Annotated in this window: 14 protein-coding genes and 1 pseudogene; all 15 read right to left on the reverse strand. The window is 30.4% G+C overall.

Going from position 1 to position 14,792, the window contains the following annotated elements:
* Window positions 1-4: 4 nt before the first annotated feature.
* Window positions 5-2,407, reverse strand: a complete 2,403-nt coding sequence (locus GAN53_RS05190; RefSeq protein WP_412835130.1) for a VirB4-like conjugal transfer ATPase, CD1110 family — start codon at window positions 2,405-2,407, stop codon at window positions 5-7.
* Window positions 2,319-2,729: a PrgI family protein gene (locus GAN53_RS05195; RefSeq protein WP_000332188.1), complete on the reverse strand. Its 411-nt coding sequence runs from the start codon at window positions 2,727-2,729 to the stop codon at window positions 2,319-2,321. Before GAN53_RS05195 ends, GAN53_RS05190 begins: the two co-directional genes overlap by 89 nt.
* A gap of 1 nt (window position 2,730) precedes the next feature.
* On the reverse strand, window positions 2,731-3,021 hold the full coding sequence (locus GAN53_RS05200) for a hypothetical protein (protein ID WP_004837741.1): 291 nt from the start codon (window positions 3,019-3,021) through the stop codon (window positions 2,731-2,733).
* Between the two features lie 9 nt (window positions 3,022-3,030).
* Window positions 3,031-3,894, reverse strand: a complete 864-nt coding sequence (locus GAN53_RS05205; protein WP_151409857.1) for a VirB6/TrbL-like conjugal transfer protein, CD1112 family — start codon at window positions 3,892-3,894, stop codon at window positions 3,031-3,033.
* Between the two features lie 10 nt (window positions 3,895-3,904).
* Window positions 3,905-3,988: pseudogene (locus GAN53_RS05210) on the reverse strand (Maff2 family mobile element protein); the annotation flags it as partial.
* 3 nt (window positions 3,989-3,991) lie between these two features.
* Window positions 3,992-5,638, reverse strand: coding sequence for a recombinase family protein (locus tag GAN53_RS05215; RefSeq protein ID WP_007516570.1), 1,647 nt, complete (start codon window positions 5,636-5,638; stop codon window positions 3,992-3,994).
* A 3-nt stretch (window positions 5,639-5,641) separates the two neighbouring features.
* Complete coding sequence (locus GAN53_RS05220; RefSeq protein WP_007516568.1) at window positions 5,642-5,866, reverse strand: hypothetical protein; 225 nt, start codon at window positions 5,864-5,866, stop codon at window positions 5,642-5,644.
* A gap of 154 nt (window positions 5,867-6,020) precedes the next feature.
* Entirely contained in the window at window positions 6,021-6,734 is a 714-nt protein-coding gene (locus GAN53_RS05225) for a hypothetical protein (RefSeq protein WP_009345654.1), read from the reverse strand.
* An 82-nt stretch (window positions 6,735-6,816) separates the two neighbouring features.
* Window positions 6,817-7,887 (reverse strand): PDDEXK nuclease domain-containing protein, encoded by a 1,071-nt coding sequence (locus tag GAN53_RS05230; protein WP_007516562.1) that lies wholly within the window; start codon window positions 7,885-7,887, stop codon window positions 6,817-6,819.
* 443 nt (window positions 7,888-8,330) lie between these two features.
* A complete protein-coding gene (locus GAN53_RS05240) occupies window positions 8,331-8,858 on the reverse strand; it encodes a PcfB family protein (protein WP_009345651.1) in 528 nt (175 codons plus the stop codon).
* 180 nt (window positions 8,859-9,038) lie between these two features.
* A complete protein-coding gene (locus tag GAN53_RS09760; protein WP_019035175.1) occupies window positions 9,039-9,212 on the reverse strand; it encodes a hypothetical protein in 174 nt (57 codons plus the stop codon).
* A 73-nt stretch (window positions 9,213-9,285) separates the two neighbouring features.
* Window positions 9,286-10,926, reverse strand: coding sequence for a MobQ family relaxase (gene mobQ, locus GAN53_RS05245; RefSeq protein ID WP_060793391.1), 1,641 nt, complete (start codon window positions 10,924-10,926; stop codon window positions 9,286-9,288).
* A gap of 333 nt (window positions 10,927-11,259) precedes the next feature.
* Window positions 11,260-11,550 carry a DUF3847 domain-containing protein gene (locus tag GAN53_RS05250; RefSeq protein ID WP_009346049.1) on the reverse strand — a complete coding sequence of 97 codons (291 nt, stop codon included), beginning with the start codon at window positions 11,548-11,550 and terminating at the stop codon, window positions 11,260-11,262.
* Between the two features lie 240 nt (window positions 11,551-11,790).
* Window positions 11,791-13,224 (reverse strand): ATP-binding cassette domain-containing protein, encoded by a 1,434-nt coding sequence (locus tag GAN53_RS05255; protein ID WP_225791830.1) that lies wholly within the window; start codon window positions 13,222-13,224, stop codon window positions 11,791-11,793.
* Between the two features lie 294 nt (window positions 13,225-13,518).
* The gene (locus tag GAN53_RS05260) at window positions 13,519-14,736 is read right to left on the reverse strand and encodes a tyrosine-type recombinase/integrase (protein ID WP_001291561.1); all 1,218 of its coding nucleotides are present in this window, start codon (window positions 14,734-14,736) and stop codon (window positions 13,519-13,521) included.
* Window positions 14,737-14,792 lie beyond the last annotated feature (56 nt).

Here is a 14,792-nt window from a genome sequence, read left to right on the forward strand (position 1 = left end):
GCACCTACTTAGCTTCTTCTGGTTTAGTTGTCATCAGCTTATATAGCATGGTGTCTTTAGGGAATTTATCAATAAATGGAACAATAGTATTTCCAAAGAATAAGAGTCCCTCACCTGCGTTTGAATTAGTAATATAGTTTAACTGATAAGGCGATATTTTTAATTTCTTAGCAAGAATATCTCTATCTCCAGATGCTTGATTTAACATTAGAACAAAGTCTGTATTATCAAAGATATTTTCAATTTCCTGACTTGTTAAAAGGTCTTTTACGTTTTGAGTTATACCTGTTGGGATACCTCCCCATTTTCTAAATCTTTTCCAGATTTCTACTGAATATGAAGCAGTTTGTGGGTCTTTTAATAAAAGGTGGAACTCATCTATATAGTATCTTGTAGACTTACTTCCTCTATTTAGGGAAACCTTGTTCCAAACCTGGTCTTGAATTACAAGCATACCTATTTTTTTAAGTTGTGTTCCTAGCTCTTTTATATCAAAGCAGAGCAGTTGCCTATTTAGGTCAACATTTGACCTATTATTAAATACATTAAGACTTCCCTTAACATAAATTTCCATTTCTGTTGCGAGTTTTCTACCAACTCCCTCTTCTTGAGATAGGAGCATATCGTATAAATCTCCTAATATTGGCATATTTTCTGGTTTTGGGTCTTCAAAATATTTTTGGTATATCTTTGGTAAGCACCTATCTATAACTGATTTTTCTGCAGCAGTAAGACCAGATCCTCCTACTACAAGTTCAAGCATAGACATTATGAAGTTTGCCTTATCCTTTAAAGGTGCGTCCCCATCTCCATAGTTCATATTAATATCTAATGGATTTAGATAGTCCTTTGACTTTGCCGAAACTTTAATAACTTCTCCATTAAATTGTTTTACAAGGTTTGAATACTCTCCTTCAGGATCACAAATAATTACATCATCATCTGTGACAAGAATTGCATTTGCCATCTCTCTCTTTGCCGAGAAAGATTTACCAGAACCTGGTGTACCTAATATTAATCCATTAGGGTTCTTTAGTTTCTTCCTATCTGCCATAATCAAGTTTTGGCTAAGGGCATTTAATCCATAGTACAAAGAATTTGCTGAATCAATAAATAGCTCTTCTGTTGTAAAAGGCATAAATACTGCCGTTGATGATGAAGTTAAAAATCTTTTTATTTCAACTTGATTAACTCCTAGAGGTAAGACAGAAACAAGTCCTTGTTCTTGTTGATGAGATAATCTTTTTACCTGACAATTATGTCTGTTAGCAATTGATGAGATTTGAGCAATAGTGTTTTCTAATTTTTGATTAGTCCTAGCAAAGTTCATCATTACAATGGTAACTACAAAGAGCCTTTCATCTCTATTTTGTAAGTCAGATAACATGGACTTAACATCCGCCCCAAAGGTATTTATATCTGATGGAATAATATCCATATCATATCCAGCACGAACTGCTTTCTTTTGTTCTTCAATTTTCATTCTGTCTAGGTCTGTGTTTTTTCTCTTAATAAGTTTAATAGCTTCTGCTTGTTCAACTACATCTATATGAAAAGCTACATAAATATTGTCATCAATATCTAAAAACTCAGATAACATTCTGTCTGATAACTCACTTGCAAGTATTTGAAAATGGCTTACTGCTCCAATGAATTTCCCAAATTTAAAATTATTTGCTGGTGTAAAATTAAAGATATTGGGAGTTATATGTGACTTTGTAGACTCTTTCTTCTTCAAATCTTTATATGAAAAATCAAAGTTTTTGTCTGGATTTAACATATCGTGAACAAGTCTTAACCTTTCTTCTCCATCAAGGCTTTCTGCTCTTACTCCCATAGATTTAAAGTTAGATAAAATATCTACTTCAAGTCTATTTAACTTTGCTCGTGCTTGCTCTAGGTTATCGGCTTCTGTTGTAAAGGTTATATACTTCATCTTTTTAAGTCCGTTATTCCCCTTTGCAAGTTGAAGCTTTAACATCTCCCTAAACTCTTTTCTTACATCGTCATAGAAATCTCCCTTATCAGCAATTTTAATTGCATCTTGTAGGTCTTTATTTCTTCCTAATTGATTTACATATGAAAGTTCAATGTGGACACTCGGATCAAAAGAATTTAAAAAGTTGGCAAATTGGTTAAAGATTAAATCTCTATCTTCTTCCAATGCCAACTGGTAATTTATATCTTGAAATGAAATTGTCTTTGAATAATTTTTTTCATCTAACTGGCAAATGCCCTCTGGTAACATTCTTATATATGGAATAGTATCTTCAACAGTAAATCTCTTTTTCTCTTTATTTAAAATTACACTTAGAAGACTATTTGTTGGATCTTTCTTTGTTTTTAGCTTTCTTACTTCCTTTCGGTCTTTTTTTAATTGTTTTTCCCTTAGATTTAAGTCGCTGATTTGCTTTTTTCTTTGCTTCAAGGTATGCCTCCTTTCTTATTCTCTTAGTTGGTTGATAAAACTTATGAAGATAGAAAAACTTAAAATATTTTTCAAAGGTTAAGGTGTCTTTTTCATATAAGGTTATAAAAAAGATTGGCAGAGTTACTATTAACATTACAATAATAGAAACATCATTAGGTAGATATTTCTTCATAAATATATAGGTTGGTATGCCAATTAGTCCTGCCACAGAAAAGCCTATAAGTTGTCTTTTAGTTAAGTTAAAGGCAACCTTTGTTTTAATCTTGTCCAAATCTTTTGGTATTGGTACATATGCCATTTTAATCTCCCTCTACTTCTTCTTTGGAAAGTTCAAGTATATGGTCATAATTAGATATTGTTTCTTCTTCTAGGTAGCTAATTCTTTCTTCTAATTCTTCTTGTTTTTCTTCATTTCTATCATTGTATTCTCCTTGATACATAACAAATTCATTGTGACATCTTCCGAGTCTATTTATTCTCCTCTTTAAGTTTCTAATTTCTTCATTTCTTTTCTTCTCTTTTAAGATTTCATAAGTTCCTCCCAATAAAATTCCAAGTCCCAATAAAGCACAATTTTTCTTTTTTAACATTTATTCCTCCTAGTGCGTATTCATAATACTTTTTGCAACTGTTCCACTCTTAAACATCATAAGTCCAAGTAGTAGAGCATATCCTAATATACTAAACAAGCTTGCGTGAATATCTGTAATCTGTACCGTTCTAATTAAAACGGTGTAGATACCTAAACATATCATCAAAAACAAACCTTGTAGTCCCAAGGCAAAAAGTCCCTTGATATAATTTGTTCCAATCTGACCCCATTCTTTATTTCCCATAGTCGCAAATGGTATGGATGATACTGATGAGTAGACATATATTTCAAACATACGCCCATATACTATTAAGGTAATAGTTAAAGATATACATTGAATTGCAATCCTCACTAGGCTTGTTTCAACTAATATCATTAAAAGCTCACCTATTTCTTTTTCTTTTAATGTATCAACCATTGTAACTATTTGATCTCCTGAAACAGTGGCAGAAGTAGTGATTACCCCTGCCGCTTTGTTTACAAGATTTTGTGCCACATCAAAGACTGCCATTGAAAATTCAAAGGCATGGCTTGCAAGGTAGACTGCTATAAACATCTTTATAATGTATTTGAAAAACTCAAAAGTATCTGTATCGTGCATATTATTCTTTTGCATAACCATATTTATGAGTTCAATACATAAAACTGCTGTTATGATAAGACCTGCTATTGGAACGATCACATTATCATTAATGTTTTTTATGAAGTTATACACTTCTCCATTCCAACCCATTGGTGTCTTCCCAACATCAGTTGCAATAACTCCTACCTTGTCATTTATATCTAAGAACATGGACTCAAGATTTGCTTTGATACCTCCGAGTAGCATATCCTTAAAAAATTCAGTTAGCTTGTCAAAGATACCAAACATAGACTTTCTCCTAATTTAAAGCATTTGCAAGTAGTGGAATTAATTTGATACCAATTAGTACAATTCCTCCACCAGCCATAAGCTGCTTTATGCCTAATTAGAGATTGTAAAATACTTGTAGTGTGTCTGTATTTCCTATGAAATTGTAGTAAATATCAATTGTTTGGGTGATTTCTCCATTCACTACTTCTTTTTCGTGAACATAGATTTTTGAGATGAGTTCGTTTAAGGTTTCTTTGTCCAGCTTCTTTATATCCCTATGTTTTTTTATGAGTTCAATCCATTTTTTAACATTAATATCTTCAAGATCTTCTTTAACAATCAATTTTTGATTATCTTCTATTCTTTGGTTAAGATAGTCTTGTTCGTTTTGTGATTTTTCAAGAATTTTTTGGAAGTTACTTTCACTTATCTTATTGTCTAGCCAGTCATCATATAATCTTTCAATCTTTTTAGTTAAGTCTTCTACTCTTATTTGATCTTCGTAAATCTTATCCATAATAAATTTTTGTTCTTCTTCATTATCAATTTCTCGTGATTTTTCAAGTGCTTTTATAATTTCTTTTTCATCTTTTAATGCTATTTCTGCATTTTTTCTAATATCCTTAAGCACTATCTCATAAAGAGTATCGTAATAAATTCTATGTTGACTACATAATGATTTTCCATATCTTCTATAAGTGTTACAAGTGAGTAACTTTTCTCTTTTTTTCGATTTGTTTCTTCCAAGATTTAAAGATTTTCCACAATCGGGACATTTCACAATTCCTGCAAATATACTTTCTTCTCCATTTTTAAATGGTCTTCTCCTGCTCTTTAATTTTTCATTTGCTATATTATAAATATCTTCAGAAATAATTGGTTCGTGTGTATTTTCTACTATTATCCATTCCTCTTTGGGTTTATCGGATAACCAACCTACTTTGAATTTATAATTAACTTTTTGACTAGCAATATGACCAATATAAACTGGGTTTTCAATAATTTCTTTTAGGGTTGTGCAGTCCCACCAATACTCTCCACCATCTACGGTCATTTCTAACTTAGTTTTTTTATTTCTAAGTCCTTTTTTTCTATTCCACCAGGTAGGTGTAGGTATTTTTTCTTCAAATAGTCTTCTTCTAATTGCTTGTACTCCATAACCACTAAAAGCAAGATCAAAAATTTTTTCAACAATCCATGAAGTTTCATCATCGATTACTAATTTATGTGGATCTTCATTGTCTTTCCTATATCCTATTGGAGCAAGACAACCAATAAATTTTCCTTGCCTTGCTCTTGTCATATAGGCAGATTTCATCTTTTTAGAAACATCTCTTGAATAAAACTCGTTTAAAACATTTTTAAAAGGAACTATTTCGTTGTTTTCTTGAAAGGTATCTACTCCATCATTTAAAGCTATATATCTGACATTGTTCTTTGGGAAGAAATTTTCTGTATAGTACCCAGTCTGCAAATAGTTTCTTCCAAGTCTTGATAAGTCCTTAGTGATTACTATATCCACTTTTTTATTTTCAATATCTCTAATTAGTCTTTGAAATGATGGTCTATTTGTATTTAATCCAGTATATCCATCATCTATATATACATCGTAAATACTCCAACCCCTTGATTTTACATAGTTTTCTAAAAGTTCCTTTTGGTTTTGTATGCTGGCACTCTCTCCTTTCTGCTCATCATCTTTAGATAGTCTGCAATAAATTGCAGCTTTGAATGAAAAGTGATTTGAATTTGTTTGTATCATTTCCTATTCCTCCTTATTTGAGTTTTCAGAAATAACACAACTTTCTCTAAAACTATTTTTATTATAGCACTCTTTTTTATTACTATCAATATTATATTTGTTATACTCAATTTCATTAGTATTATTTAATTTGCTTGATTTTTTTATTAGTCTTAGAAAAGCGTCCGTATCTGTTCTTCTATCATCATAATTTCTTTTTACAATGTATTTTGTTTGTCTTTTTGTCATAGCTTATCCTTTCATACAATAAAAAAAAGGCGATTAGATTTTTAATTTTCTAATCGCCTTTTAAGTGTCATATTTACATTTTTATTATCTCTGGCATACTTTGATACCTTTTTAGACTTAAAGTCTTTAATAATGCCTTTCCACCTCTTTTTACCTATAAAGATTCTCCTACGTCATAGTTCATTTTTTTATTCCCTCCTTGATGTCTTAGTTTTTCTTTGTCTTCTTCATACCATTTTAAGATTGTCGCATAGTGGTTTTGATAGGTCTTGCCACTACTTTTCATGTATCTTGATAGTTTATTTATCATTATTTCTGTGTGTGAGTTTAATTTTTCTTTAAGGGTCTTATATTCTTCTTTGCTTAACCTTACATTTTTGAATTCTCCATAAAAAATGGGGGTGGACTTTTTATCTATCTCTCCCTCTCTCCCCTTATCTATACTAACCTTATCTAATCTACCCTTATCTATACTGGGTTGACCACTTGACAACCTTTGGTTAACCAGATGACAACCAACTTTTTCTTCTGAAATATATGCTCCATTGTCCGTTTGATAAAGCTGCTGTTTCTGATCGATATACATTGTTGGCTTATATCTGTCTTTTCTAATAAAGTTATTTATCTTCCAATGAGTAATGACGATAATTCCCTGATCAAAGACTATCACAAAGCCTTTGGCAATAAGTATTTTTAGGTCATCTTCATTTGCTCCGATAATCTTGATGATTTTCTTAGGGTTATTTACAAAACCGTCATCATCTGCTCGCATTGATAAATGAAAATACAGACATTGACTACTTAGTGGCATATCCAAAAATAAGTCGCTATCCACTATCTTTAGTGAAAACATTCTTTTATCTGCCATGCTCTCCTACCTTTCTTCAAATAAAAAAAGACGATAGTTTTTACTTCTACCGCCTTGTGTACATTTATTATGTTTTTAAAATTTATTTTAGTTCGTTTTCAATTTCTTCTATGGTTGGTAATGCTCCCTTTAAACTTTCAGGAATTAAGTTTTGTAGATGATATTCTGAAATTCCAATAGGCTCTCTGGAGCTTTCAGAAGCATATTTTGCCAATACATTATCCTTTGTCTTACAGATTAAAAGACCTATTGTTTGATTATCCCCATCTCCCTTTAATATATGGTTTACAGATGTTACATAGGTTCCAAGTTGTCCTATATCCGCAGGTTTAAATGCGGAAATTTTAACCTCCACAACTACATAGCAATGTAGCTTAATGTTGTAGAATAACATATCAATAAATTCTTCTGAATTTCCAACTACAAGTCTATATTCTCTGCCCACGAACGAAAAACCTGTCCCTAGCTCCAATAAGAATTTTTGAATATTATCCATCAAAGCGTCTTTCAATTCTTTTTCATCATAATTTTGCCTTATAGATATAAAGTCAAAATTATACGGATCTCTCGTCATTTCATTGGCTAAATCACTTTGTGTAGCAGGCAAATTATTTGTGAAATTTGTTATTGCTTTTCCTTGTCTTTCAAATAGATCTGTATCCAAGAAATTTAAAAGCACCGCTCTACTCCAGCTATTTTCTAATGTTTTAGATATAAAGAAAAATGCTTTATTCAAATTTCCCTCACATCTATCCATAATATATCTTTGATGTCCCCATGGGATACTAAAAATCATATTAAAATCTCCACCGACTTTAGATATTTGTAAATCGTCCACAAGCTGTGGACGATTTAATGGCGAATACATTTCATAAAATTTCTTCATATATTTTAAATTAGTAACAGAAAATCCTTTAACATTGGGAATTTCATTTTTTAAATCCGAACTTAATTTTTTATAGAATCCGCTTCCCCATCTGCTTTCTGCCTTTAAGTTAATAATTTCTTCTCCTAAACTATAATAAAACTTTAGCATTTCAGAATTGACCGAAACTGCTGCTTTAAGTTGTCTGCTTGTATATGATCTTTTTATTTTCTCAAGCATTTTTATATATTCACCATCTCCTATAATATCTAAATCTTTTTTATCCATTCTAATCACTCCAATCTGATTCTTTTTATTTTATTCTATCTCTTTCACCAATGGTGGGAGTTTTAATCTTTTTATCACAATCAGCTTACGGTAAACAAGCTCATTTTATCATTACACATTTAGTTTAATTAATGTGATTATACCAAAAATGTTAAATCTTTTCTATCTCTCCCTCTCTCTCTTTATCTATCTCTATATCTTTCTCTATCTCTTGTCGGACATGGGTTGGACTCATTAAGGACAATGTCCTCTGTTTATTTTGTCTGTAAAAAATTCTTTTTTTAATTTTATCCAATAATATCTTTTGTTTGTTGCCATATCTGCTCCTTTCTTGATTTTCGATAATCGAAATTCTTGATTTCCGATTTTCGGAATTCTTGATTTCCGATTTTCGGAAGTCTTGTTATTTTAGTTATTTAAGGGTGTAACTTTTCGTTACTCCCTTAGATTTCTCTGGTCATATCTTTTTTACTTGGTTTTACTTTTTCTTTTACTTTTCTTTTGACTTTTTCTTTTGTCTTATCCTTGTTCTTGGATAGGTCTTTGTATTTCTTTATTTGTTTTAGGATACTTTCTTTTTCTTTTTTATTTTCCTTGGCTATGACTTGCTTAAAGGCATATTCCATTACTTTTATGTCTTTGGCTTGGAAGAATATTTCATAGTTTTTGCTTTCTTTGTTTTTCATTACTGAGAAACTTACTCCAAGTTTGTTTAGTTCTTTTCTTAAGTCTTTGAGGTTGCTTTGATCTATGCTTATATTTTCTAGTTGTCCTTTTTTGTAGAGGTCTTTTATTTTTATTTCATCGCCAATAAGGCTTTTTAGGTTTCCATTTGCTTTTTCTAAAGTATCATTCATCTTTTTTCTAATTTCTTTGTCTAATTTAATTGATTCTTTTGCTGCCTTTATTGTGTATGATATTATGGTTTGTGCTGCTTGCCCTGCTTCTTTGCTTATTTCTTCGTTTATCATGCTTTATCTCCTTTGTTTGAATTAAAAAAAGGGAAGTATAGGCTTTAATTTTTCTATACTTCCCTTTGATTGTTTTTATTTTATTGTTCTTGGTGGTGGAATGCTTTATTTTGATGTTTTTATAGCTTACTTAGGTATTTGTACCTTTTCTTTAAAATAGCTTACAATGCCTTTCCACCTTTAGTAGTTTATGTGCGTTCTTTTGTCTGATAGATAGTTTTTCATGTTGGAATATATAATCTGTATTTCTTCATTGTTCATCGCTTTTATTTCTTCTGTGCTTTTATAGGTTTTGTATGTTCCATCTTGATCTGCTTTTATGAGTTCATCTATTAGCTCTTGCCTTTTATTCATCTCTATTACCTCCTAGATCTGCCTTTAGTTGTTTGGTCATATTATAGCTTGGATAAGATATTTTTACCAGGTCTTATCTTTCTTGATCCATTTTCTTGTTTTTCATCATTTCTCTGTATTCATTATCTTTAATAACTTGGTCTTGGAATTTTTTAATCTGTGCTATTACACTTGGTTTTTCACCTTGTTTTATTAGCTTATCTATTTCTATGGATAAATCTATGCCAAGTTCTTTGTTTACAAAATCTACTGAATATTTTATATGATTAATTTCCTGGTATTCATCTTTTATCTTGTCTTTTTCTCTATTTATTTCTTCAAGATTTGCCATTAAAAGATTTTTTTCTTCATTCCATTTTTTAGGACTTAGTTTTTCCTTATCTGATAGGAGTTTTTTTAATTTCTCGCTTACTACCTTATATTGGTCTATATCTTTCTTATGTTTGTTATAGAATGTGTCTTTTGTGAATATATTTTTCTTTTGATATTCTTCATAAACTCCTTTTTTGTCTTTGTATATTTCATAGTATAGAATTTTCTTTTCTACATCTTCCATTTCTTTATGGATTGTCTTTGCTTTTTTATTTATTTTGTAACTATTAGACTTTAAAGTTTCTATTTTTGTTTGTAACTGACCTATGGTTTCTATGTTGTTTTTTCTTAAATAGCTATATGCACTCGTTAGCTTTTTGAAGTCATACTTTTCTTTATTGGTTTTGGCATATCCTTTTAGATATTTACTTTTTTCTTTTTGAATTTCTGAATAAGTTAATAGATAATTTGTTAGATTAAAAAGTTTAGGGTTGTCTATTACCTTATCTCTTTCTATATCCTTAAATTTTTCATAAGCAGTAGACAAGTTATCTAATAGATTTCCTATCCAATCCTTTAATGTTTTTATCTCTTCTTTTATTGTTTTTACAAGTTCATTATATTTTCTTATTTCTCTATTATAGTTTCCCTTGTCAGTTTCTATTCCCTTTCTTTCCATTGCACTTGCTGCTGATCCTAAATGGATTGTCGGTAGATAATCAGAATTTTGTCTTTTAAAACTCCTATGGTCTACTCTTTTTTCTATCTTGTTTTTTGCAAGATATTCATTACAAAGGTCTGAAAAATTTTCTCTCCATTTTTCTACATTGCCTTTATCGTTCCATGTTGTTAGTTCTACTTTTCTTGTCTTTGGTTTTCCATTTTTGTTTAAAATCTTTTCTCCTTGTTCATCTAGGATATATTCTTTTTTTGACTTTGCTAAGAACTCTCCTTTTTCGTTTATGGGTCGCATTATGGTCATTATATGACAATGAATATTTCCATTTTTATCTTGACTCTCATCATGAATTGCATAATCTACTATCATTCCTTGTGATGTTAGATTTTCTTTTATAAATCTTTCAACCAGGTTTTTATTTTCACTTAAAGTTAATTCTTTTGGTAGTCCTATTATGAATTGTCTTGCTAGTTGTGCATTAGAATTTTTTTCTGCCATTTCTACTTTATTCCATAAGGTAGACCTATCATTAAATTCTTTTGGTATATGATCAGGCAATATTATATTTTTTACTAATACTTTTTCTTTTCTTGTATAGTCATGGGTTACTCCGTCCCATTCATTTTTTATTTTTTCTCCACTTATATATGCTGCACTTGCTACTGCACTTTTGCCTTTTCCTCTTGATATTATGTTTACTGAAAAATGAAAACTGTCTGCCATTTTTATCACTTCCTTTCTTTTTTGTTGTTTTAGGTGGAGGCTTAATAGATTTTTTATAGCCACCTTGTGAATGAGCGTTTTGAAATGATAGAATAGAAAAAGCCGACTACTGAATTAATTTTTGTTGTTTCAGTATGTCGGCTTAATTGTTACTTTCATTTCAAATTTTAAAAGTCAAGGGCGAGCGTTAGCGAGTTTATTTACCCTTGACTTTTAAAAAGCGAATGGTTGTTGCTCCCTGCAAGGGTTTGGCTCCGCAGGACGCAAGCACCCTTTAGGGTGTATAATTGCGCCCTTAGAAAATCTAAGGGATATTTGATTATTTTATTTTTCTTAATTTTCTCTCATTATTTTTAGTGTTTCTTTGAATTCTTTTGTCTTTGTTGCTTCTTCTAGTAGGATTTTTATTTCTTCATCTGTTAGTTCTTCTGCATTTTCTATAAGGCTTTCTAATATTGCTCCTCTAGTTATTAGCCTATGAGTTCTTTCTTTTCTTCTTTTTATTATGTCTTGTTTTAATATCTTCTTTTCTTGATTTTTTAGTTGCCTTAATCTTTCTTCTGTATCATCAATTTTATCTTTTATTTCTTTTGACTCTTGTCTTATTTGATCTAAATTTTTCATACTGATCTCCTTTCTTGTATTAAAAAAGAGATAACATTTCTGCTATCCCTTTCAAAGTTTCACTATTAAAATTTTATGTCTTTTGAAATATCATCTATGTATCTATAATGATTTTCTATTTTTTATTCTTTCTCCATTTGTTCCATTATTTTTTTATTATTTTATAATAATTTCCTCAAATTTAAGATTTAAAAAGGCTAAGTTTTTCTTACCAATATATCTTATATTGAATTAAAATTGCTACCTTAAATATCTTTCCGATTGTCGCATATACATATTATAATACTCTCCTTTTTTTGCCATCAATTGTTCATGTGAACCACTTTCTTTTATTTTACCATTTTCTAAGAAGTATATTGTATCCATTTTATATAAATTAGACAGATGATGAGATATTAATATTAGAGTCTTATCAGAGCATTTCTCCATCAATAAATCAAATATTTCACTCTCAGCAAGAGGGTCTATATTACTTAATGGTTCATCAAAAATGTATATTTTTTTGTCTTGAGAAAAAATTCTCGCTATTGCAATACGTTGCTCCTCTCCTCCCGAAAATAAAGTCCCTTTATTACTAAATTCTCTAGATATTTCTGTGAATATCCCGTTATCACAATTTTCTATCCTTTGCAACATTCTTAGTACTCGTAGCACTTCTATTACATTCCCAAAATCAACATCTTTCTCTGTTACTTCTTTCATTAAAACATTATCAATTATAGGTAACGAATACATTTTGAAATCCTGAAAAAGAACACTTATATTGTCCCTTATAATATTTATTTTTAAATCTTTATATAATTCATTTTTAAAATATAAACGACCCGATGTGGGATCATATAATCTACACAATAATTTTATTAATGTAGATTTACCTGCTCCATTTTCACCAACTATAGCAACTTTCTCTCCTTGCCTTATTTTCATATTTAGGTTTTCTATGGCATATACATTTGTTTCTGGATACATATAACTAACATTTTCTAACTGTATCTCAAGATTTTTCTCATCAACATAATCTACTTCACCATCATATACTTTTACATTGTATTCCAAAAAATTGAATAGATTTTCTAAATACAAACCATGTTCATATATTTCTGGAATAACCCTGAATAATGTGCTGATATACTCAATCAATCGCTGGTTACTGCCGGCTAGTGCTACAAAATCTCCTATAGAAATTAATTTAAAGAAAACTTTTCGTACAATATAAATTACTGTAATCAGATTAACGCCTTGAACAATCAAGTTCTGAAACACTAATACATATGAGTATTTTTTAGAAAAACTTTTAATTATTTTAATTATATTTGACAAATTATAGTTAAATTTCATTTTAATCAAAGATACGAATCCAGAGTGCATTCTTACATCCTTAGCATATTCTCTATCAGTACTAATTTTAAGAAAATAATCCACTTTTCGCTCTAATGGTGTTATTTTTTCATAAAAATCATATTGCATACTTATAGCTTTTTTATTTAAAAATAAGGACATTAATACACTTGAAAATGAAAATATAATTACAATTGGTTCCATAGTTATTATTAAACCAATAAATGCACCAATTCCTAAAATTGATGTCACAAAATTTGAAAGTGTTTCTTGAATATCTTCTATTCTTTTCTCTATCTGATCTTTAGATTTTTTAAATTCATCGTAATATTCCATTTTTTCAAAACACTCTAGCTCAAATTTAACACTCTTATCAAGCAGTAATTTTTGAAAATGACCCACTATAATTCTTTTGTTTTTAGCTATAAAAAACTGCTCTATAAATATATTTCAAATAAACAAAGTATAAATTTCTAATTATCTTTTTATATTTTCTTAAATGCTCGTAAAGCCTTATTCTATGTGCTTTCGAGTATTTTTACTGTAGGAAGATACTTCACGTTTCTTTGCATATTTCCTCATGTCTTAGCTGTCAGAAGTGGTAAATAAGTAGTAAATTCATTTGTACTACTAAGCAACAAGACGCTCCTGTTGCTTCTCTTTATTCAAGCGTTTCATTTCTGCCATTGCAGAATCGAATGTTGCATGTGCGTAATAGTTCAGCGTCATGGCTATATTAGCATGTCCCATAATGTACTGTAATGCCTTTGGATTCATTCCTGCATTTGCATAGTTGGTACAGAATGTATGTCGCAAACTATGTGGAGTGATGTGTGGCAATTTATCCTCGTTATACTTATTGTATTTCTTAACAAGACCTTTCATCATGCCGTTGTAATCACTTGCCACTTTTGGATAGTTCTTTCTATTAAGAAAGAGGAAATCACTATATCCATCAATCTCAACACGCTTATCATTCTTTCGATTCGCTAACACTCGCTTAAATGCTTGATAGGCTTCTTCAACCATAGGAACTTGACGTTCGCCACTTTTGGTCTTTGGTGTTTCAATGTAGTACCCAATTTCAGTATCTCTCAATAGCTGATGGTCTATATTGACAAGACGATTCTCAAAATCTAAATCTGGAAGTGTCAAACCACCAAACTCTGAAATACGAAGACCTGTTTTTAAGAGTATCAGAATTTCATCATAATTTTTGCTGTAGGTTTTATCAGCTTTTGCAAAGGCTAACAGTTTTTCTTCCTGTTCTTCTGTTAGTACGGTCTTAGGGACAGTATCATCATCAAGAACTGCTTTCAGTTGAAAGTCAAATGGATTCTTCCGAACACAATCATCTTGTATAGCAATATAGAATGAAGCCTTTAAAGAACGTTTGTAGTTATTGATGGTTTGATAAGCATAACCATTTTCACTCATTCTAATAGCCCATTCTTTAGCGTCTGATGGCTTAATACTGTCAATACTTCTTACACCTAACTTGTCTTTCTTCAAAATATCCATAAGATATTTGCGTCCAGTTTCAGTGTTTTTTCTAACCTTTGGTCTTTGAGCGTTCTGTTTTGCGTAAAGCTGGCAGAGTGTCATTTTCTTTCCTACAACATCAATACCATCATGAATGTCTTTCTGTAACTCTGCGATTTTCTCTCTAAGTGAGATACAATCACGCTTTCCTGCTGGTACTCGGTCTGTAGCCACAAGTTTCCACGAGTAAACAAATTGCGGTTCTCCAAATGAATCTATATATTTGTATAAGTATCTTCCGTCTTTTCGTTGGCTCTCTCCAGTCTTTAAGATTCGACCTTTATTGTCACGTCTTTTTTCTGACATGGCATTTGCTCCTTTCCTTTATGGAAAGAGCCTTGATACGACTTAATACTATTTTA

The sequence above is a fragment of the Anaerococcus sp. Marseille-P9784 genome (genome assembly GCF_902500265.1).
Lineage (GTDB): Bacteria > Bacillota > Clostridia > Tissierellales > Peptoniphilaceae > Anaerococcus.